Below are 21,918 nucleotides of genomic sequence, written 5' to 3'. Positions count from 1 at the left end.
AATTTTTTTACCGCAAAATGCATTTTTATATTGGTAATTTCTGAATATGAAGGTCGTATTTATATTAGGCGAACCGGAAACGCCATTTCTATACTGTTGACTGGTATCACTATTCGCGAGAGTAACCAGGTATGACGTCTGAAAAATTATCTGCTGCCTGCCATTGTGGCAGCGTCGTGTTTACCGTTCAACTTAGCGATGGCTTTCATACCGCCAGGCGCTGCAACTGTTCGTTTTGCCGGATGCGCGGAGCGGTGGCAGTGTCTGCGCCGCTATCGGGTATTAAAGTGCTAAAAGGGCAGGATAAGCTTACCGAATATCGCTTCAATACGGGCAAGGCGGTGCATTTTTTCTGTTCGGTATGCGGGATATATACTTTTCATCAACGTCGATCCAATCCCGATCAATATGGGGTCAATGTGGCGTGCATCGAAAATGTGTCGCCTTTTGATTTCGCCTGCGTTGAAGTCAATGATGGGGTAACGCATCCCAGCGATGGCGGCAGTAGCGGCGTGGTAGGATATTTGCGCTACGAACCTAAGAAGTCACCTCCCGTCGAAACGGGAGGCAAAAATATTTAAGCGGCCACGACGCTGTCAATCGCGGCTTTTGCGTCGGCCTGGGCTTTAGCCGCCACTTCCGGCCCGTAGGCGATGCCTTCGGCAAAGACAAAATTCACGTCGGTAATACCGATAAAACCAAGGAACACTTTCAGGTAAGGCGCAATCAAATCCGTCGGGGTGTCTTTATGGATACCGCCGCGGCTGGAGAGAACCACCGCGCGTTTACCGGTTACCAGACCTTCCGGGCCTTTTTCGGTATAGCGGAAAGTGATACCGGCGCGGGCAATCAGATCAAAGTAGTTTTTCAGCTGCGTCGAGATATTGAAATTGTACATCGGCGCCGCAATAACGATGACGTCGTGGGCTTTCAGTTCAGCAATGAGTTCATCAGACAGCGCCAGAGCGTCCTGCTGACGTGGCGTTAAAGGCGCATCGCCCGGACGCATCGCGCCCACCAGCTCGCCATCCAGCACCGGAACAGGGTTGGCCGCCAGATCGCGGACAGTAATTTCATCTGCGACGTGTTTTTCGCGCCATTGTTCAATAAAATAGTCAGTCAACTGACCAGACTGAGAGTACCCTGCCAGAATACTGGATTTAAGAACTAATACCTTGCTCATGGGTGTTTCCTTTTATGTGTTTGAAGGGGCGGGCCCCGTTGCTTGTTGACACTTTATTCACAAATATGTCGCAGGGATAGCGCAATATATCGAACCCTTTGTTCGAAATTATTGAACAATACAAAAAAAGCCCCAATGTGGTACTCTATACCTATCATTTAAAACGATTTTAAACAGGCAGAATGCTGCCCAAGAGCTTTATGACTGAACAATCTACGTTGACGCTTCAGGTGTTACAGCAGCGGCTGGATGCACTGATGCTGCGCGACAAACAGCGCTTTGCGCGCCGCCTGCATGGCGTAAAGAAAGTAAAAAATCCTGATGCGCAACAGGCCATTTTCCAGACGATGGCGAAAGAAATTGAACAGGCTGCGGCGCAGGTCGCCCTCCGCGAAGCGGCGCGCCCCTCAATCACTTATCCGCAAAATTTGCCTGTTAGCCAGAAGAAACAGGACATTCTGGAAGCGATCCGCGATCATCAGGTGGTGATCGTGGCAGGGGAAACCGGTTCCGGTAAAACCACCCAGTTGCCGAAAATTTGTATGGAACTGGGACGCGGAATTAAAGGACTTATTGGTCATACTCAGCCGCGTCGCCTGGCGGCGCGCACCGTCGCTAACCGCATTGCCGAAGAGTTGCAAACGGAGCCTGGCGGCTGCATCGGCTATAAAGTTCGTTTCAGCGATCATGTCAGTAGCAACACCATGGTCAAACTGATGACGGACGGTATCCTGCTGGCGGAAATCCAGCAGGACAGGCTATTGATGCAGTATGACACCATCATTATTGATGAAGCGCATGAACGCAGTCTGAATATTGACTTCTTGCTCGGCTATCTGAAAGAGCTTCTGCCGCGTCGCCCCGATCTGAAAGTGATTATTACCTCTGCGACCATCGACCCGGAACGCTTCTCGCGCCACTTTAATAACGCGCCGATTATCGAAGTCTCTGGCCGAACGTATCCCGTAGAAGTTCGTTATCGCCCCATCGTGGAAGAGGCTGACGACACTGAACGCGATCAGCTACAGGCAATTTTTGACGCTGTTGATGAACTGGGGCGTGAAAGTCCCGGCGATATCCTGATTTTTATGAGCGGAGAGCGGGAAATCCGCGATACCGCCGACGCCCTGAACAAGCTGAACTTACGGCATACCGAAGTGTTGCCGCTGTATGCACGCTTGTCGAACAGCGAACAGAACCGCGTTTTCCAGTCGCACAGCGGACGCCGTATCGTGCTGGCGACTAACGTGGCGGAAACCTCGCTGACGGTGCCGGGTATCAAGTATGTGATCGATCCTGGCACTGCGCGCATCAGCCGCTACAGCTACCGCACTAAAGTGCAGCGCCTGCCGATTGAACCGATCTCACAGGCTTCCGCCAACCAGCGTAAAGGGCGTTGCGGACGCGTATCGGAAGGGATCTGCATTCGTCTGTATTCGGAAGATGACTTTTTGTCACGTCCGGAATTTACCGACCCGGAAATTCTACGTACCAACCTGGCGTCGGTTATTTTGCAGATGACCGCCCTGGGGCTGGGTGACATCGCTGCCTTCCCGTTTGTCGAAGCGCCGGATAAGCGCAATATTCAGGATGGCGTGCGTTTGTTGGAAGAGCTGGGGGCGATTACCGCCGACGAACAGCAAACGGCATATAAGCTGACGCCGCTGGGCCGACAATTATCCCAGTTGCCGGTCGACCCGCGCCTGGCCCGTATGGTTCTGGAAGCGCAAAAGCATGGCTGTGTGCGCGAAGCGATGATCATTACTTCCGCACTCTCTATTCAGGATCCGCGCGAGCGCCCAGTGGATAAGCAGCAGGCTTCCGATGAGAAACACCGGCGCTTTCATGATAAGGAGTCCGATTTTCTGGCGTTTGTTAACCTGTGGAATTACCTCGGCGAGCAACAAAAGGCCCTGTCGTCGAATCAATTCCGCCGTCTGTGTCGCACCGACTATCTGAACTATTTACGCGTGCGTGAGTGGCAGGATATCTATACCCAACTGCGTCAGGTGGTCAAAGAACTGGGGATTCCGGTAAACAGTGAACCCGCAGAGTACCGGGAAATTCACGTTGCGTTGTTAACGGGGCTGTTGTCGCATATCGGGATGAAAGATGCCGATAAACAAGAGTACACCGGCGCGCGTAACGCCCGATTCTCTATTTTCCCCGGATCCGGTTTATTCAAAAAACCGCCGAAATGGACAATGGTCGCAGAACTGGTGGAGACCAGCCGCCTGTGGGGGCGCATCGCTGCCCGCATTGAGCCAGAATGGGTGGAACCGGTAGCCCAGCACCTGATTAAACGTTCATATAGCGAACCGCACTGGGAGCGGGCGCAAGGCGCGGTGATGGCGACGGAAAAGGTTACTGTCTACGGTCTGCCGATTGTCGCCGCGCGCAAGGTGAATTACAGCCAGATTGACCCGGCGTTGTGTCGCGAGTTGTTCATCCGCCATGCGCTGGTGGAGGGGGACTGGCAAACCCGTCACGCCTTCTTCCGTGAGAATCTAAAATTGCGTGCGGAAGTCGAGGAACTTGAGCACAAATCTCGCCGCCGCGATATCCTGGTGGATGACGATACCCTGTTTGAGTTTTATGACCAGCGTATTAGCCATGACGTTATTTCCGCCCGCCACTTTGATAGTTGGTGGAAAAAAATCAGCCGCGAGACGCCGGATCTGCTCAACTTTGAAAAAAGTATGCTGATTAAAGAAGGCGCGGAAAAAATCAGCAAACTGGATTACCCGAACTTCTGGCACCAGGGCAATCTCAAGCTGCGTTTGAGCTATCAGTTTGAACCGGGCGCGGATGCTGACGGCGTGACCGTCCATATTCCGTTGCCGCTACTTAACCAGGTTGACGAGAGCGGTTTTGAATGGCAGATCCCAGGGCTGCGCCGTGAATTAGTTATTGCGCTGATTAAATCGTTGCCAAAACCGGTACGTCGCAACTTTGTTCCGGCGCCAAACTATGCTGAAGCGTTTTTAGGTCGCGTAACGCCGCTGGAGCTGCCGCTGCTGGACGCTCTGGAGCGTGAACTGCGCCGGATGACCGGCGTCACGGTCGACCGGGAAGACTGGCATTGGGATCAGGTGCCCGAGCATCTGAAAATCACGTTTCGCGTGGTGAATGACAAAAACAAGAAACTGCAGGAAGGGCGTTCGCTCGCCGAGCTTAAAAATGCGCTGAAAGGCAAAGTGCAGGAGACGCTCTCGGCGGTGGCGGATGACGGCATCGAGCAGAGCGGGCTGCATATCTGGAGTTTCGGCGAGCTGCCGGAAAGCTACGAACAGAAACGCGGTAATTATAAAGTGAAGGCGTGGCCGGCGTTAGTGGATGAGCGTGACAGCGTCGCTATCAAATTGTTTGATAATCCGCTGGAACAACAACAGGCGATGTGGTGCGGTTTACGCCGTCTGCTGTTGCTCAACATTCCTTCACCGATTAAGTATCTGCATGAGAAATTGCCGAATAAAGCCAAGCTGGGGCTGTACTTTAACCCGTACGGCAAAGTACTGGAGTTGATTGATGACTGTATTGCCTGCGGGGTAGATAAACTGATAGATGCCAACGGCGGACCGGTGTGGAGCGAAGCAGGTTTCACCGCGCTGCACGAAAAGGTACGCGCCGAGCTGAATGATACTGTGGTGGATATCGCGAAGCAGGTTGAGCGGATCCTGACGACCGTATTCAATATCAATAAGCGTCTGAAAGGGCGGGTGGATATGAGCATGGCGTTGGGGCTTTCCGATATCAAGGCGCAGATGAGCGGTCTGGTATACCGTGGTTTTGTGACTGGCAACGGCTTTAAACGTCTCGGCGATACGCTGCGTTATCTGCAGGCAATTGAAAAGCGGCTGGAGAAACTGGCTGTCGATCCGCACCGCGATCGGGCGCAAATGCTGAAAGTCGAAAGCGTCCAGCAGGCGTGGCAACAATGGATAAATAAATTGCCTCCAGCGCGTCGCGAAGATGATGATGTTAAAGAGATCCGTTGGATGATTGAAGAACTGCGTGTCAGTTATTTCGCGCAACAGCTCGGTACGCCTTATCCTATTTCCGATAAGCGTATTTTACAGGCCATGGATCAGATTACGGCCTAAAAAGCCAGGCGACGACGTCTTTCAAAGAGATCCGGTACAGGTTCGGAACAAAAAGGAGGAATTATGAATACAACGCCATTTCCGGCGCTCTCTGCGGAAACATTGCTGGCGGTGAATACCGTCGGACAGTGGCTGGCGCAAAATGATTTTTCCGGCGAACAACCTTATTCGTCGGATTGCGTCGTCCTGGCGGGCAATGCGGTGATCCCCACTATCGACGCGGCCTGTCGCATCGCCAAAGCGCAAGGTGTTCCTTTACTGATTAGCGGCGGTATAGGCCATTCGACGCCGTTTTTGTACGCCGTGATTGCCCGGCATCCGCGCTACCACACTATTCGCACAACCGGACGCGCTGAAGCCGCGATCCTCGCGGATATCGCGAACCAGTTCTGGCATATTCCGGCTGAGAAAATTTGGCTGGAAGATCGGTCAACTAATTGCGGCGAAAATGCCCGTTTCTCCTGCGCACTGATCCGTCAGGCGAAAGAAAACATTAACACGGCTATCGTTGTGCAAGACCCCACCATGCAGCGGCGCACTATCGCGGCATTCCGGCGCGTGACAAACGACGACACCGATGCGCCGCGCTGGCTGAGTTTTCCTGGTTTTGTTCCGGTACTGAGCCACCTTAATGGCGGTACACGTTTTGCCAATGTTGAAGAGGGCATCTGGACGGTGGAGCGTTATCTGTCTCTGATTGCCGGCGAGCTGCCACGTTTGCGTGACGATGAAACAGGGTATGGACCGCGTGGTAAAGATTTTATCATTCACGTTGATATCCCACGTGATATTGAAAACGCATGGCAGGTATTGCAGGCAGATACTACGCTGCGCAGTGCGTTAGAACAGAGAGCTTTACGCTAAAAATCGCCCGTTTGCGAGGGTGAACGGGCAAGTGCGACCACCATCTCATAAATTTGATGAATTATTTATAAAAGCTGGTTATGTTGTCGCTTTACGGTTTTCATTCAGGACGCGCTATGGGCAATAAGTATTCCGGCCTGCAAATTGGTATTCACTGGTTAGTCTTTTTTCTGGTTATTGTGGCTTACGCCGCGATGGAGCTACGCGGTTTTGCGCCGCGTAGTTATCGGCCCTGGTTTAATATGACGCATGTTTCATGTGGTATCACTATTTTGCTTTTAATGGTGGCACGCTTGTTTATTCGGCTGAAATATCCCACGCCGCCCATTGTTCCTCGTCCAAAACCGATGATGACCGGAATGGCGCATTTAGGACATCTGGTGATTTACCTGTTATTTATCGTGCTGCCTGTTATTGGTCTGGTCATGATGTATAACCGCGGCAATCCTTGGGTCGCATTTGGCATTACTATGCCCCATGCCGCCGAAGCTAACTTTGAACGCGTAGATATGCTGAAATCCTGGCACGTCACGCTGGCGAATCTGGGCTATTTTGTTATTGGACTTCATGCCATCGCTGCTTTGATGCATCACTATTTCTGGAAAGACAATACGCTGTTACGGATGATGCCGCGTAAGCGTGACTGACCGTCCTGTATGACGTTTGTCGCAGGTGGGGTTAACTGCTTCAGGCAAACAAGGCATCTATCAGAGGGGATGGCGTATTCCATACAGAAAACGCCTGCGTCTAACCAGGACCCGTGACGCAGGCGAAGGAGGACGGGTCTACATCGGAAGCGGGTATTATACTTATTTGTATGACAAATAAAATAAACAATTACTATTCCGTAATCCAATGTTTAATCAACGGGTTAAACCCACATGATCGCGCTGCCGACCGCCCGGAAGTGACTACACTTACAATGAACGTGGCATAGTGGCGGAAAATAGCGCAACGGCGCCATGTTGCTCCAAAGTCACCTTAGCGAAATGTTCGTCCAACACGCTGCGTAACGTATCGGCTGAATCATTGGTATTACTGAATATTCCTTTCTTGTTATAAACAGCCATTAATTTCTTGCCAAAAGCATTGTGAGGAACCTCTTTGCCCAGAATCGTGGCACCAAAAAGTGTGCCGCCGGGTTTAAGCGCCATACTGGCATTTTTAATTGCCTTCGCTTTTGTTGTCATCTCACCAGGTAAGCAGTGCAGAAGATAGTACATCGAAACGGAATCGAAGCGCCCGTGCCAGTCCGCCGGGAACGTGTCGAAAACATCGTGTTGTAGTGTGGCGCGGATTTTCGTATTACCCACTCGGCTGGCGGCTATTTTCAGGCTATCCGGATTTAAATCCATCAGCGAAATGGCATGAGTCGCAGGTGCATGTTTCAGGTAATAACCTGTACCTACGCCAATATCCAGGTGAGTCTCGCCCATGTGATGCAGGAAGAAAGGAAGTAGTCGCGTATCAGTAGGACACTTCCAGGCATATTTGTTTGAGATATTGAGTACCCACCAGTCATATAAGCTAAGCGTGAATGGGTTATAGACTTTTGCGCCTGATTGTTGTGTATGCTTCATTGTTCTCTCACTAAATAATTTCGCGCTGGAATTAAAACAACGAAGCAATCGTTAGGCAAGCATTAATCAGGTGAGTGAGTAATTTAATGCGACGAATAAAGGCGATATTATGAATTAAGCGGCTATCTTAAAGAAGGTAGAGGATAATAATAGCTGATAAATGAATTGGACATTCATATTATTATAAGCTGATAATTAATAATCGTTAATATACACATATTGAGTCCTATGATAATAGCAATGCAATTAAATACATGAGGAACAATATTTATTCATACATATAAAGCGATTATTGCACATTAATTGATATTTTAAATGTTACGATGAGATAGCCATCTTGATTTAATATCACCTACCCGGAGGCGATATGATTGAGGTTTTTGAAGCGTTTGGCTGGACCTTACTTTTAGGCGGTCTGGCAGTGGCAGTACTGTTTATCACTGCACTGGATAAAAAACGGTAATCATTGCATTTGATGCGCCTGTTGAGTCGGTATTACAAATAATTGTGCCTGAAATCTACCACTTCTGAATTTTGCGATATTTTGCCATTCTGACGGCAAGGGGTAATCCTGACTAAAGTTACCGCCGCTTATCAACCAGACACGATGGTGACTTTTTGAAAGCGTTGTCAGAGTATCAATATATGTCTGGTCGGCTTGCGCATAAAACAGTGAACCAAAGCCATAGGCATTCGGTCTGCCTGATGTTCCGTGTGCGTTAGGTGGTGTATAAAGAAACGCACGATAATCTCGTTTATTATAATACACATAACTTAAATAATCGAACATTTTACTGACTACCACGGCATCATTAGGCTGGTGACGGGTATTAATATAGTTTACCAATGGTTTAAACTCGTCTATGTGCTCAGGATTATTATGATATGAACCATAGCCGAATAATAAGGTGAATAAGATAAAACCGAAGCCACAAACCGCTTTTTTTGCGCGGGTAAGTAATACCGCGAGCAGGGGAGGAATGCTCAGCGATGAGAAGAAGAAATAACGATCGATAAATAACGGCATCCACCAGGAAATGATGAAGACCAGCATTACAGGGATGACCAGATTACAAAATAATATCAGCTGATATCTTTCATATTCTCCGTTGCATAAAGATATTCGCCCCACAGTACCGATAAAACTTCCCACAGCCAGCCACAGAATGATCGACGGAAAACCCTGTCCGTTGTTTCCGGTAAAGAAATGCCAGTACATTGCAGGCAGATCACGCCATGTTACGGGGGGAATCCAACCGATATCATTACCGGCTCTCAACTGCGCCAGATGAGTCAGTAAATTAAACAATACGGGCAACCAGGGGAGATAAGCGACAGCAATCGCCAGGTTAGCAAACCACCAGCCAGGAAGTTTAAGGTAGCAGGCCGTTTTATGGCTTTGGCAGGATAATATTGTTACTGCGAGCCAGTGGGCAATAAGTGCAAACAGGGTAAAATAATGGGTGTAAAAACTGAACGTCATAAGTAAAGCATACGCGACAAGATAGCGATTATGGGTAGGTGTTTTTATCCACATCATCAATGCTAACGCGGCAGCGAGCGTTAGCATTCCCATTAACGCGTACATGCGCGTTTCTTGACTGTAATGGACTGCCATCGGCATCAAGGCGGCGAACCATCCCGCCAATAAGGCTGTACGCTCATTTGCCAGCCATCGCGTAAGCGCGATAACCAGCACAACTGTCAGGATCCCAAAGAGTAGACTGAGAGAGCGTACCGCTGCAATGCTATCACCCAATAATATGATCCAGTCATGCAGTAACAGATAATAAAGCGGAGGATGCACGTCAAAAGCGGCATGGAAGAGCAGATTATCTACGCTATGTCGACTAATCAGCACGCTGGACGCTTCGTCACACCAAAGGTAGCGGTCAGTTAAAAACAGCAACCGTATAAGGACGGAGAATATGACAATGAGACAAACATGATATTTATACTTTATTTTTCTTAACCCATCGCCGGGCTGCCATATTGATAGTTGTGGTAGCTCCATAATATCCTCAATGGAGTAAGACTTAGACCAGAATGGACACCTAACGCAATAATGAAGGTTAAAATCTTAACCAACACTAAATAAAAATAACTTTGATAATGTCAGCGATGAATTAATCAGAATAGTGCAGTGCAACTCAGTAATCCTGACCGTAATGGCGAAGCAGTCTATGCTCTAAAAACCGGGTCAAACCGACAATAAAGGTAACGCCAATAAGGTACACTATGGCGGCAAAAAGGTAAGCATGGAAGAATTTAAAGCTGGTTGCAGCAACCTCCTGAATTCGCGCGAAAAACTCAGTATATTGGATAAGAAAAACGATGGTGCTGTCTTTAAGGTTATTAATCACCTGATTCGTTAAGGCTGGAATGGAAGACAGCAATACCTGAGGCAGTATAATCCACAAAAAGACCTGCCGTTTGTTCAACCCCTGAACGACTGCGGCCTCCGTTTCATATTTATTCAATGCGTTATAGGCCGTTGTCATGTACGCGGCATTATATGCGCCGACGTTTAAAGTAAACCCTGTAACCGCCACGGTAAAAGAGGACAGGTGAATGCCAGATTGAGGTAAACCATAATAGATAACAAACAGAATAAGAATGAGTGGCGTACCGATAAAGAAATCCATGTACAGTCGAGTTATGGCTTTTACCACGGGGCGATGGCTCAGGCTCAGAAAGAAAATAATAATTCCCCACAAAAAACCGGTGATGGAAACAATCAGCGCAAGTTTACAGGTTTCTTTAATACCGTCCACAACAAGTGGCAGTTGTTCAGTCAGGTCATTAAAGAAGAGAGACCAGCCAGCGATCATCGTTGTGCCTCGCTAAAAAAACAGTGGATATCTGGATCCGTTTCTCGTAAAGCAAGATCGGTAAAAGCGCCTTCTGCACGAATTTTGCCATGATTAAGAAACGTTACGTTATCGCTTAGTAATCTGGCGAGGCGAATATCATGAGTGACGCATAATATAGTGACGCCATTGTCGTGAAGTTGCTTGATCAACATTCCGACTTCACGAGTCATGAGCGGATCAAGCGCAGACGTCGGCTCATCAAAAATAATGAGTTCTGGGTCGGTGACCATTGTACGGGCCAGGGCGACGCGCTGTTGCTGCCCGCCCGATAATTGCGAAGGGTATTTCGCGCTATGCGAGACCATATCAAGTTTTTGTAGCTCATGTAAGGCTTTCTCCCGGGCTAGTTGTCCCGGCATGCCAAACACTTTACATAGGGCAAGGGTAATATTATCCATGACGTTAAGATGGCGATACAAAGCGTAATTCTGGAAGACACAACCAACTTTTTTTCTGAACTCAAGAATAGTAAATTCCTTGTCATAAATATTTCTCCCGTGAAAATAAATATCACCATAATCAGGCTCTTCTAATCGAAGCAGACAGCGTAAAAGCGTCGTTTTTCCACAACCCGATGGCCCCATGACTACTTTCATGTCTCCCGATTGAATTTTTAGACTAACCGTATCAAGAACCTTTTTTCCTGAATATTCCTTACTTATCTCTTTTAGTTCCAGTAAAGCCATGAGTATCACCTCTATTTTTATGCTTCAACTGATGCGATATTTTTTCTCAAACACTCCGGCCAGAAGAGTAAAAATTTTATAAATAATGAAATATAATACCCCGGCAAGAGTATAGATCTGTAACCCGTTCAGCGTGATGGCTGTCAGTGACATTGCCTGCTTCGTTATTTCAGCGATACCTACAGTATAAGCAAAGGGCGTCGCTTTTAATACAGAAGAAAACTCATTGATAATACCGGGCACAGAAAATCGCAACATCTGTGGCAACTCAATATTTAATATAATCTGTAATTGACGCATTCCTGCTACTTTCGCTACCGTGATTTCGAATGGCTCAACTAATTTAAGCGCCCCTCTGAACACCTCGGCAAGATAACTCCCGCTGATTAAGCCGACGCTGAGGTTCATGGCTACCAGAGGTGAAACATATATGCCAATCGATGGCAATCCAAAATAAACAAGAAAAACAGCAATAAGTATTGGAATTCCCCGAAGAATAAAGACCATTGCGTCGAGTATCTTCTGTAGTGGAAGGGGGGATAGTCGCCGTAATACGGCGACTGTAAGCCCGGTAAAAAACGCTGAGAGAAAACAGGTAAAGGTTACAAGCAGCGTATTACCAATCCCTTCCAATAGGAAATAAAAGATAGCCAGCATATTACCTGATGACATAGCTTACTATTTCATCCAGTTATCGACGATGTCAGATATTTTTTGTGGCCCTTGCTCTTTAAGCCATAAGTTGAAATCATCGCGCACGGGAGAGCCTTTCTTAAAGGCAATGCCAAGCTGATCAACATTCTTGAAAACATAACGGCTTTCTATCGGCATCTTTTTCTTATTTTTGAAGGTAAAATAAACCGGCTCTTCTATAAAAGCCAGATCAAGATTGCCATTTTTTAGATCAGCCATCGTCTCATTATATGTTGGATACAATTTTACTTTACTTAACGAGTAGTATCCTTTGGGCTCCAGATCGTTTTTGATAAGGTCGGAGTAAGCCATTCCTCGAGGGTATCCAATAGAATATTGATTTAATTCATTGAGGTTATTGAGCGTTATTTTATGATTGGCCATACTGACCAGATAAAAAGAGTTGATGTAATAAGGTTCAGAAAAATCAATAACTTTCTTACGTTTATCTGTGATTGAAATTCCCGAAAATGCGACATCTGCCTGACCACTCGCCACTGCGCCAAGCATTCCATCCCAGGCATATTCGGTGATGTTTAGCTTACAATGCCGTGACTGACAGTAAGACGAAAAAAGCTCCAGATCTATCCCCTGCAATTTGCCATCAGCACTTTTAAATAACATAGGGGGAGAGGCCGGTGATACTGCGACATTGAGTGTTTTCCCTTCAACGATGCTATCAGCAAAAGCTGAAGACGACATTATTCCCAACACTATCATCGATAAGCCAATTTTTTTGAATAACATGCTATCTATTTCCTGTAGTAAGGTAATGTGTATTATAAATTAAGCATTAGGGCGTGAACCTGACATTTGCAGGCGTAAAGTACTTAACGTTATGTATTCCATCGCTGTTAACTAATTTAATCAGGAGGTTTGACAGGAATCATCAAAGGGAATGGATTGAATATACCATGAGATATCAACTGGATATGAGTGCAGCGACCCCATGAAAGGTGAAAATGTAAAAATACCATAGACATTAGTATACTGGACATAGTTTATGCTCCATTTACGCATACATATTTACATGATAAGCAGATAAATGCTTCAGTGACGGTGTATTTAATGTCTCTAAGTATCATCTTGCCACTCTATCCAGGGCCAATATAAAGACTTATCTTTGCTTGTCAAATACATTTTCTGAGCTAATTTGATTTGCGTGCTATCTATATTTGCAAGCATATAAATTATTTATCCTATGAACAAACGACAACAAATCAGGAGTTCTGACGATGTTGTTATGTTTATCAAAACGTTAACTTGTTTTAATCGATAATAATCTTAATTCAGAAATATCTTAATATATGCGGTTGTCGAGATAAAATTCTCAAATTAACATCGTACATCTTATGTAATAAATATAAATACGATAAATAAATCCAAAACTGAGACTGCCAACCGGATAACAAACAGCAATAAAGAGGATTCTTCATTAAGTTATCCTGGCAACGGTTAAGGTGGTAACATTTTCGGTGGCTTTACCCATTTTAATCGTGTTCACAATACGTTAATTACCTTATGATTATCATGGTAATTAAAAATGAATCCTTAATGACTCGTTGGCTGAGTGAAAAAAAATTCTACATCACATAGGCGCATGTATCGCGTATAATGGGCTCCGATGCCCCTAATTATTGCTATGACATAATGATATGTATCTTAACCGCTTTTGTTATTTACTCCTGATCTCCGCTGCGGTCGGAAGCATTTTTACATCGCATCCCGTCGCGATGTGGTTCCTGCTCGCCAACGTGCTAACGCTGGCGATCTACGGTATAGACAAAACGGCGGCACGTAAAACCTGGCGCAGAGTGCCGGAATCCACTTTGTTGGTGTTTGGGGTTGTCGGTGGGTGGCCTGGTGCGATTGTTGGTCAACAACTCTTCCGTCATAAAACGCAAAAGCAGCCATTCAAAACATACTTTATCGTCAGTGTGATAGTGAGTATTGTAGTTACGGTGGCGATCTATCGACTCTATCCATTTTTGTCCTACTGAACATAGAGTATGGATCACTTATTGACCAACCGGCAGCAAAGACAACCTCATATTTTCATGCCACCGGCACTATGATATTGAGCGGTGTTTTGCTCAAGGCGTACCGCAGCCGATGGAACATTATTCAGTGGAATAATGATGAGCTATAAAACTTTCTAACATTGTGGCAAAACAATGATGGACTTCCTGGGTTGGATGGACAAAGTCATTGAAGACGTATTGCGGACATATATCCAGCTGAGGGTCTTTAGCCCCGGGAACATGTACATAGCCGTGGTGAGTATAAGGGTTTTCCGTATCATAACCAATATTACTGGCCACCTCCATTATCATCTTAAATGCATCGGCAGTCTCGAAATAGCATATTTTGTGCTGGGGATATTTTTCTTTTAATTCTTCAACATTAGTTTTTAGCAGGGCATTGTGAGCGGTGCTTTCATCCTTAAGTTTTCTTTTTTCATCAGAATGTTTGCCATAGGGCGTCAAAGACAAATCGGGAATCCCCATGACTAAAACATTATTAACTCCACCGGAAATTATTTTTTCAATATCATTAATTTGTTGCTCAACGACCATCATTACATTATCTTTGTGTAGTGTCATATAGTCATTAGCCCCCAATAAAAATATCGCCAGGTCCTGGTGAGAAGGGGTGTAAGATGCGACTTGTCTGTCCGTATTTGATACAAAGTCACCGAGGCAATTAAAGCAGGAATACCTTGCCGATGTACTTCCCCCTTCAGCAAAATTAAGCATCTCTTTACCTAAGAAGTGTGGAGATGATAAAAACTCAGTCCAGGTAAATCCATTAGTAAACCTTCCGCCAAAGTATTGACCATAGGAGGGTAAGATATGATGTGTTTTTTCAAACATACGCCCCATGGAGTCAGATAAACTGTCGCCAAAAAATACCAGTCTGGTAATATCACCTAAAGAAATATTTTTTGGCTTGGGATGTAATCTATTGATTTCTTTGGCAAGACCAAAAGCTTCCGGATGACATTCAACCTCAATAGATAAAATATTTTCACCATTATCATCTTTAATAATCAACTTATCGGCGTGTTCCTGTGATTCTATAATAAACTGTTCTTTACATCCCTGAGACGCTAAGGCTCGAAGTTTGATGTAGGCTCCGCGAACCTGTACCGGTGTTAGATTCAGTTCCTGATAGTGGTAAAGTTTAAAGATACATTCGAGCGCCTCTGCATGGTAAGTGGTGAAGAAATATGCTTTGATTTTCTCCCATAAACTTAATTCCGGAGGGCGTGCGCTTTCTTTTATCACATTAAATCTTTCAGCACTGATAGATGATGTGAAATAACCCTGTCCAACACTCAATGGCATAGTGTCCTCCTTACTAATTAATCACGCTTTAGCAAAACATTAATTAACAAATATTAGCAAGAAAAGTAATCAGGTAAATGGTGTATATAGAATTGCGCTTCTTTAACAGTTTGTCGCCGCCAAAAAAAACACATGCAATATTTATTATTTTTCAACGAAGTAAATATATCATCAACAACGTGAGGTTAATGCCGGGTACATATTATCTGACTGCTATCATTATTGACTGTGCGTCTGGTTAAGGCAAACCTCTAAAAAAAGTAGCCACTCCTGATTTTAGTGTGCTGGCGTGGGTATGAGCTGGCTTGATACTCAGGAAAATTAGGTAAGCTTATCATCAAGCTATTATTTCCAAGGGGGTGGTGTTTTATATGACGTGTTGATTTCTATTTTCATATTAAATATTTCTTAAGTGAGTTAACTATAATGAGTGATGATTCAATTATTAAAAACTCTTCAATGCTTTTGGCCTATTTAGGTGGTCTGGGATGGGGGAGCGCCTATTTTTATGGCTGGGGCGTCTCCGCGTACTATGGTTTCCCGTGGTGGTATGTAGGCGTCGGCCCTGACAACATTGCCCGAAGTCTATTCCATGCGATTAGCCTGATGGCTATATTCATAATAGCGTGGGGAGTGGGTATTCTATTATTTTTTTTAGTAAAGCAAAAAGCACGTATCCACGACCTTAGCTTCTTACGCCTTTTTTTGGCAGCGGTTTTGTTCTTTATTCCAATTGTTATCGAGTTTTCTCTCTTAACAGAATCGTTTTTGTGGGAGCTTTTTTTTATCATTTTACTGGTGGCTTTATGCTTATCGGTGGGGATGCGTTTTTATAGTAAATTGATGCCAGTGATTTGTTTTACGCAACTCAGTTGGGTGCGAAGGCATTGTTTCACTATAGTTATGATTGGTTTTATTATATATTTTTTTATATTTTCTTTTTTTGTTGGGATCTATAAGCCACAATTAAAGAAAGAATACGAAATGATATTGTATGATGGAGGCTGGTACTACGTCCTGGCCAGGTATCATGATAGTTTTATTTTGTCGAAATCCTTTACTAAAAATAACAATAGATTTATTATTTTTAGACCAGAAGATGGACACTCTTATGAAATTACCCTGGTAAAAGTCAGACTTTAATAAAATACTGGTTGGCAAGAGCGTGAAATGACGCCAGAGCTTCCCATGGCAGAGATTAGAGAAAGAACTGAGCGCCCATATCTGTAGGCTGTGGAATAGCAATGCCGGGAAGGACATGGCATGACACTTTATCTGACATTACCATTTGAGTGACAGGTTAGCAGATGTTTCAGGCCAAACCCAAGTTGAACTGGAGCGCTCAGAAGCCGATTACCTACATAACAAATATTGGCCGCAAGCTTATGCTGTGGGCGGAATATACGACCGCTATTATCCAGACTGGCTGTTAACTTATTTATTTTCCCATAGTAACCTATAACAGGCCTCCCTGAGGCATTGGCTAGCATCTGTGCATTGGAAAAACAGGCTCCATTTGCACTATAGCAACTTATAAATTTTATTTCCTCATGAGAGTTGCTAATATGGCGGATTGATTTTGAAAGTGATGATGACTGACTTGCACCGGAACCGTACCGATTTTCATGTTGAACAACAAAAGGAGCACCATGTTTACAAATCGAAATAGGCATGGATTATTACCTGAGATTGATTTCAAATTAACAATAATGATGACGCTTTTGGGTATTAAAAATCTTTCAAATAACGCTCATTTGATTTTTTGTCCACATTGACTAAGCCTGGAAAGACACAGGGTTGAGATATTTTCGCTACCCGTCGGCGGTGTATCGCAGTTGTGATGTTACGTTCTTACAAGACTGACATCTGCATATCATAACCTTTATTCATTACCACCTGGTGAGTAAATAAAAACTATTAAGCAAATATTTACTTCTGGGTAATGGGACTGGATTTACCGGCATTACCTCTGTGCCCCAGTCGGGCAGAACATTGCAGCTTAGAAAGAAAGCTTTGGTGTTTATTGTCTGTGGCCTGAAAAAGTTCCCATGAGCTGAATATGCTGAATGTGAACTGATTCTTGATGGTCTATGCCGGAAATCTATAAGCTATTGATTTTTATATTGTGTGTAATTTTACAATTACATAAACATAAAATTCTGATAGTATACCCCCCTATAGTATATGGAGGTCGAATGCCGCATTCACCTGAAGATAAAAAACGTATCCTTACCCGTGTTCGTCGCATACGCGGGCAGGTCGAAGCGCTGGAGCGGGCGCTTGAGTCTGGCGAACCTTGTCTGGCGATTCTGCAACAGATTGCCGCCGTGCGCGGCGCGTCTAATGGCCTGATGAGTGAAATGGTTGAAATCCATCTGAAAGATGAGCTGGTCAGCGGGGAAACTACGCCAGATCAGCGCGCGGTTCGGATGGCGGAAATCGGCCATCTCCTTCGCGCTTATCTAAAATAACAATTTCCCTCACCGTAACAGGAAGAGATATATGAAATCACGTGCAGCAGTTGCTTTTGGTCCCGGTCAGCCGCTAAAAATTGTCGAGATTGACGTTGCGCCGCCGAAAAAAGGCGAAGTTCTGGTCAAAATCACCCATACCGGCGTTTGCCATACCGATGCTTTTACCCTTTCCGGCGATGATCCGGAAGGCGTATTCCCGGCAGTCCTGGGTCACGAAGGCGGCGGCGTGGTAGTCGAGGTCGGCGAGGGGGTCACCAGCCTGAAACCCGGCGACCATGTTATTCCACTGTATACGGCGGAATGCGGCGAGTGTAAGTTCTGTAAGTCCGGTAAAACTAACCTTTGTCAGGCCGTACGCGCCACTCAGGGAAAAGGGCTGATGCCGGATGGCACTACCCGCTTTTCTTATAACGGCGAACCCGTTTATCACTATATGGGAACCAGCACGTTCAGCGAATATACCGTTTGCGCGGAAATTTCTCTGGCGAAAGTGAACCCGCAGGCGCCGCTGGATAAAGTGTGTCTGTTGGGCTGTGGCGTGACGACTGGTATTGGCGCCGTCCATAACACCGCTAAAGTGAAAGCGGGCGACACCGTTGCCGTTTTTGGTTTAGGCGGTATTGGGCTGGCGGTTATTCAGGGCGCGGTTCAGGCTAAAGCCGGGCGTATTTTAGCTGTCGACACGAATCCGGAAAAATTTACGCTGGCGGGCGAAATGGGGGCTACGGACTTTATTAATCCGAATGATTACGACAAACCGATCCAGGACGTTATTGTTGAGCTTACTGATGGCGGCGTAGATTTCAGTTTTGAATGTATCGGCAACGTTAACGTGATGCGAGCGGCGCTGGAATGTTGTCATAAAGGCTGGGGCGAAAGCATTATTATTGGCGTAGCGGGGGCAGGGCAGGAAATCAAAACCCGTCCCTTCCAGCTAGTGACTGGTCGCGTCTGGCGTGGCTCCGCTTTTGGCGGCGTGAAAGGGCGCACGCAGCTGCCAGGGATGGTCGAAGATGCGATGAACGGTAAAATCCGTTTAGATCCTTTTATTACTCACCGCCTGCCGCTGGAGCAGATTAACGATGCCTTTGAACTGATGCATCAGGGTAAATCCATCCGTACTGTTATCCACTTTAGCGATAACTGATTCATCCGCCAGCGGATTTTCCGCTGGCGCTTTTCTGAATTTTCTGGAATGAATGTTGTGAAAATGTGACGAAGGCGATGCTTTTCGCGATAAGCAAACGTCACGAAGTGCCGATGACTATCTAACGGGCGTGTTTTACGCATAAAACTTACAAGAGAGTCGACGGTCATGGGCAACACATTCTCGATGCAAGCCTCGCATAAACTGGGCTTCCTGCATCATATTCGGCTGGTTCCGCTGTTTTCCTCCATTCTCGGTGGCATCCTTCTTCTTTTTGCTTTGAGCGCCGGGCTGGCAGGCTATTTTCTGTTACAGGCCGATCGCGATCAGCGTGATGTCACGGACGAGATTCAGGTACGGATGGGATTATCCAACAGCGCTAACCACTTACGTACCGCACGTATCAATATGATCCACGCTGGCGCGGCGAGCCGGATTGCTGAAATGGATGAAATGAAAGCCAATATTGCCGCTGCGGAAACGCGGATCAAGCAGTCTCAGGACGGCTTTAACGCTTATATGTCCAGAACGGTGAAAACACCCGCCGATGATGCATTGGATAACGAGTTAAACGCCCGTTACACCGCCTATATCAACGGCCTGCAACCGATGCTGAAATTTGCCAAAAATGGCATGTTCGAAGCGATCATTAATCATGAAAACGAGCAGGCAAAACAACTGGATGCCGCATATAACCATGTCCTGTTGAAAGCGATTGAACTGCGCACCGAGCGGGCGAGACTACTTAGCGAGCAGGCTTACCAACGTACCCGGCTCGGTATGATGTTTATGATTGGCGCATTTACGTTGGCGCTGGTATTGACGTTAATGACCTTCATGGTGCTGCGTCGCACGGTGATACAACCCTTGCAGCAGTCTGCGTCACGTATCGAACGCATTGCGGCGGGCGATCTGACCATGGCTGATGAGCCCACAGGACGCAGTGAAATTGGTCGTCTGAGTCATCATCTTCAGCAGATGCAGCATGCGTTGCAACAAACGGTAGGGGCGGTGCGTCAGGGGGCGGAGGAAATTTATCGAGGCACCAGCGAAATTACCGCCGGTAATACGGATTTATCTTCTCGTACTGAACAGCAGGCTGCCGCCATTGAACAAACCGCGGCCAGTATGGAACAGTTGACGGCAACCGTTAAGCAGAATGCGGATAATGCGCATCACGCCAGCAAACTGGCGGAAGATGCTTCCGGTAAAGCCAGTCGCGGAGGCCAGATGGTTTCCGGGGTCGTACAAACGATGGGGAATATTTCCACCAGCTCGAAAAAAATCTCGGAAATTACCGCCGTCATTAACAGTATCGCTTTCCAGACCAACATACTGGCGCTGAACGCGGCGGTCGAGGCGGCACGTGCCGGGGAACAAGGACGCGGTTTTGCGGTGGTCGCCAGTGAGGTTCGTACCCTCGCCAGTCGCAGCGCGCAGGCGGCAAAAGAGATTGAAGGCTTGATCGGCGCATCGGTCAGCCTGATTGAACAAGGATCTGAAGAGGTTATCGCTGCGGGGAGCACCATGAATGAGATTGTGGATGCCGTCAAACGCGTCACCGATATTATGCTCGATATCGCGGCAGCCTCTGATGAGCAAAGTCGCGGTATTGTTCAGGTCAGTCAGGCGATTTCTGAGATGGACAAGGTTACGCAACAAAACGCGTCGCTGGTCGAAGAGGCGTCCGCGGCGGCAGCTTCGCTTGAAGAACAGGCTGCCCGTTTGACGCAAGCCGTTGATGCGTTTCATTTACAGGATACTGGCGCGACGATGCGATCATCCTTCCTTTAATGAGCGTCGCGCCAGCGGGCTATTTTAGCCGCGGGCGCGTTTAATGCCCGACAGCCGCTATCACAGCGGCATCGATTTACGGATCGCCGCAATCAGCATTTGCGCCCCGGTTGAGAGCGGGATATCAACTCGCGTAAGAATACCTATCGGTTCGCCCGCGCTCTGGGTCGGCACGGGTAATGAGACCAGCGTTGCCTGGCGAAGATCTTCTTTAACCGCGCCAGAGGGGACGAACCAGACGTAATCGTAATCTACGGTAAGTTGTCGTGATAACGATGCGGATAGCGTTTCGATACATCCGGCAGGCATTTTACACCCCTGGCTTTGCAACAGGGCTTCCGCATTCTGGCGCGGTACCGTGCCTTTTGGCGAGACGACTACCGGCCATTCCATAACCCGACTGAGCGTGATCGTCTCCTGTAACAGGGGATGACCGGGGCGTACCACTAATTTAAGCGATTCTAAAAACAGCAGTTCGTAATTTAAACCGCCCATTAATTCCGGGTCTGACATGCGGCCAATACCCAGATCGATCTCGCCTGACTTGAGACCCGCAAGCAACATCGTATTGTTCATGGTCGCGACCTGTAACGAGGTCGATTTTTGCTGTTGATGGAACCGCCCAATAGCCGCCGGGAGTATACCCAGCGCAGCGGTGGGGAGCGCGCCAACACGCACCACATCGGCGCTGGCGTCCTCTTTGCGATTCAGCGCCTGCCCGGCGGTATTCAATGCATCTAATACTTTTACCGCATGAGTCAAAAATTGTTCGCCAGGAACCGTTAATTGCGCGCCCAGTCGCCCGCGTTCGAACAGACGGGTTCCGGTGAGTTGTTCCAGTTCGTTCAGCGTTTTAGAAAGCGCTGGCTGGCTCAGGTTAAGGGTTTCAGCCGCGCGCCCCAGCGTTCCCTGTTGCGCAACGGCGACAAATGTATGAAGGTGGCGCAACCGAATGCGCTGACTAAACAGACCATTTTTTTCCATAAGCGATGTTAAAAACAGAGCCGTGCGGGTGACAAGTAAAGTTGTTTGTTTTTGATAACCTGATAGCAAAATATTATTAACATTTTACCATTTCAAGTTACAACTGTTTTATTTTACTGATGATTCAACTGCCGTTAAGCGTGTTAAGCCGCGATCTGGTCGGGGATACGCTAGCTCATGTCAATCCGTT

Annotated in this window: 19 protein-coding genes; 9 read left to right on the top strand and 10 right to left on the bottom strand. The window is 46.7% G+C overall.

Annotated elements, in window-relative coordinates:
• Positions 1-131: 131 nt before the first annotated feature.
• Positions 132-581, top strand: coding sequence for a GFA family protein (locus NA624_RS03045; protein WP_001518898.1), 450 nt, complete (start codon positions 132-134; stop codon positions 579-581).
• On the opposite strand, the gene azoR is transcribed toward NA624_RS03045, so the two are convergent.
• Positions 578-1,183: an FMN-dependent NADH-azoreductase gene (gene azoR / locus NA624_RS03040; protein ID WP_000048929.1), complete on the bottom strand. Its 606-nt coding sequence runs from the start codon at positions 1,181-1,183 to the stop codon at positions 578-580. The genes NA624_RS03045 and azoR overlap by 4 nt on opposite strands.
• Positions 1,184-1,383: 200 nt before the next feature.
• Here azoR and hrpA point away from each other — a divergent pair, with 200 nt between their 5' ends.
• From hrpA to cybB, 3 genes are all read left to right on the top strand, one after another.
• Positions 1,384-5,286, top strand: a complete 3,903-nt coding sequence (gene hrpA, locus NA624_RS03035; RefSeq protein ID WP_001550139.1) for an ATP-dependent RNA helicase HrpA — start codon at positions 1,384-1,386, stop codon at positions 5,284-5,286.
• Between the two features lie 63 nt (positions 5,287-5,349).
• Entirely contained in the window at positions 5,350-6,150 is an 801-nt protein-coding gene (locus NA624_RS03030) for a YdcF family protein (protein ID WP_001098508.1), read from the top strand.
• Positions 6,151-6,266: 116 nt separating this feature from the next.
• Positions 6,267-6,797: a cytochrome b561 gene (gene cybB, locus NA624_RS03025; RefSeq protein ID WP_000527275.1), complete on the top strand. Its 531-nt coding sequence runs from the start codon at positions 6,267-6,269 to the stop codon at positions 6,795-6,797.
• Between the two features lie 270 nt (positions 6,798-7,067).
• Here the strand turns inward: cybB and NA624_RS03020 are convergent, their stop codons facing one another.
• From NA624_RS03020 to NA624_RS02995, 6 genes are all read right to left on the bottom strand, one after another.
• Complete coding sequence (locus tag NA624_RS03020; RefSeq protein WP_001527769.1) at positions 7,068-7,730, bottom strand: class I SAM-dependent methyltransferase; 663 nt, start codon at positions 7,728-7,730, stop codon at positions 7,068-7,070.
• 463 nt (positions 7,731-8,193) lie between these two features.
• On the bottom strand, positions 8,194-9,744 hold the full coding sequence (locus NA624_RS03015; RefSeq protein WP_001550137.1) for a glycosyltransferase family 39 protein: 1,551 nt from the start codon (positions 9,742-9,744) through the stop codon (positions 8,194-8,196).
• A 136-nt stretch (positions 9,745-9,880) separates the two neighbouring features.
• Positions 9,881-10,561 (bottom strand): amino acid ABC transporter permease, encoded by a 681-nt coding sequence (locus NA624_RS03010; protein ID WP_000560165.1) that lies wholly within the window; start codon positions 10,559-10,561, stop codon positions 9,881-9,883.
• Complete coding sequence (locus NA624_RS03005) at positions 10,558-11,289, bottom strand: amino acid ABC transporter ATP-binding protein (protein ID WP_001185903.1); 732 nt, start codon at positions 11,287-11,289, stop codon at positions 10,558-10,560. The genes NA624_RS03010 and NA624_RS03005 overlap by 4 nt, the downstream gene beginning before the upstream one ends.
• A 24-nt stretch (positions 11,290-11,313) precedes the next feature.
• Positions 11,314-11,961 carry an amino acid ABC transporter permease gene (locus tag NA624_RS03000; RefSeq protein WP_000094442.1) on the bottom strand — a complete coding sequence of 216 codons (648 nt, stop codon included), beginning with the start codon at positions 11,959-11,961 and terminating at the stop codon, positions 11,314-11,316.
• 6 nt (positions 11,962-11,967) lie between these two features.
• The gene (locus NA624_RS02995) at positions 11,968-12,729 is read right to left on the bottom strand and encodes a transporter substrate-binding domain-containing protein (protein WP_000897695.1); all 762 of its coding nucleotides are present in this window, start codon (positions 12,727-12,729) and stop codon (positions 11,968-11,970) included.
• A gap of 908 nt (positions 12,730-13,637) precedes the next feature.
• Here NA624_RS02995 and NA624_RS02990 point away from each other — a divergent pair.
• Complete coding sequence (locus NA624_RS02990; RefSeq protein WP_000281190.1) at positions 13,638-13,982, top strand: DUF1294 domain-containing protein; 345 nt, start codon at positions 13,638-13,640, stop codon at positions 13,980-13,982.
• 120 nt (positions 13,983-14,102) lie between these two features.
• Here NA624_RS02990 and sseJ read toward each other — a convergent pair whose 3' ends face one another.
• Positions 14,103-15,329 (bottom strand): SPI-2 type III secretion system effector SseJ, encoded by a 1,227-nt coding sequence (gene sseJ, locus NA624_RS02985; protein ID WP_001131420.1) that lies wholly within the window; start codon positions 15,327-15,329, stop codon positions 14,103-14,105.
• A gap of 426 nt (positions 15,330-15,755) precedes the next feature.
• Here sseJ and NA624_RS02980 point away from each other — a divergent pair, with 426 nt between their 5' ends.
• Complete coding sequence (locus NA624_RS02980; protein WP_001527697.1) at positions 15,756-16,472, top strand: hypothetical protein; 717 nt, start codon at positions 15,756-15,758, stop codon at positions 16,470-16,472.
• 128 nt (positions 16,473-16,600) lie between these two features.
• Here the strand turns inward: NA624_RS02980 and steB are convergent, their stop codons facing one another.
• Positions 16,601-17,002, bottom strand: coding sequence for a type III secretion system effector SteB (gene steB / locus NA624_RS02975; RefSeq protein WP_001540100.1), 402 nt, complete (start codon positions 17,000-17,002; stop codon positions 16,601-16,603).
• 522 nt (positions 17,003-17,524) lie between these two features.
• Between steB and NA624_RS02970 the strand changes: the two genes are divergently transcribed.
• From NA624_RS02970 to NA624_RS02960, 3 genes are all read left to right on the top strand, one after another.
• Positions 17,525-17,800, top strand: a complete 276-nt coding sequence (locus tag NA624_RS02970; protein ID WP_001120770.1) for a metal/formaldehyde-sensitive transcriptional repressor — start codon at positions 17,525-17,527, stop codon at positions 17,798-17,800.
• A gap of 31 nt (positions 17,801-17,831) precedes the next feature.
• Entirely contained in the window at positions 17,832-18,950 is a 1,119-nt protein-coding gene (locus NA624_RS02965) for an S-(hydroxymethyl)glutathione dehydrogenase/class III alcohol dehydrogenase (protein WP_000842142.1), read from the top strand.
• A gap of 168 nt (positions 18,951-19,118) precedes the next feature.
• Positions 19,119-20,744 (top strand): methyl-accepting chemotaxis protein, encoded by a 1,626-nt coding sequence (locus NA624_RS02960; RefSeq protein WP_000528501.1) that lies wholly within the window; start codon positions 19,119-19,121, stop codon positions 20,742-20,744.
• A gap of 60 nt (positions 20,745-20,804) precedes the next feature.
• Here NA624_RS02960 and NA624_RS02955 read toward each other — a convergent pair whose 3' ends face one another.
• Positions 20,805-21,728, bottom strand: coding sequence for a LysR substrate-binding domain-containing protein (locus tag NA624_RS02955; RefSeq protein WP_000414259.1), 924 nt, complete (start codon positions 21,726-21,728; stop codon positions 20,805-20,807).
• Between the last annotated feature and the right edge of the window lie 190 nt (positions 21,729-21,918).

Source organism: Salmonella sp. NW38 (assembly GCF_051807745.1).
GTDB classification, from domain to species: Bacteria; Pseudomonadota; Gammaproteobacteria; order Enterobacterales; family Enterobacteriaceae; genus Salmonella; species Salmonella enterica.
This window is presented reverse-complemented; position numbering and strand designations above follow the sequence as displayed.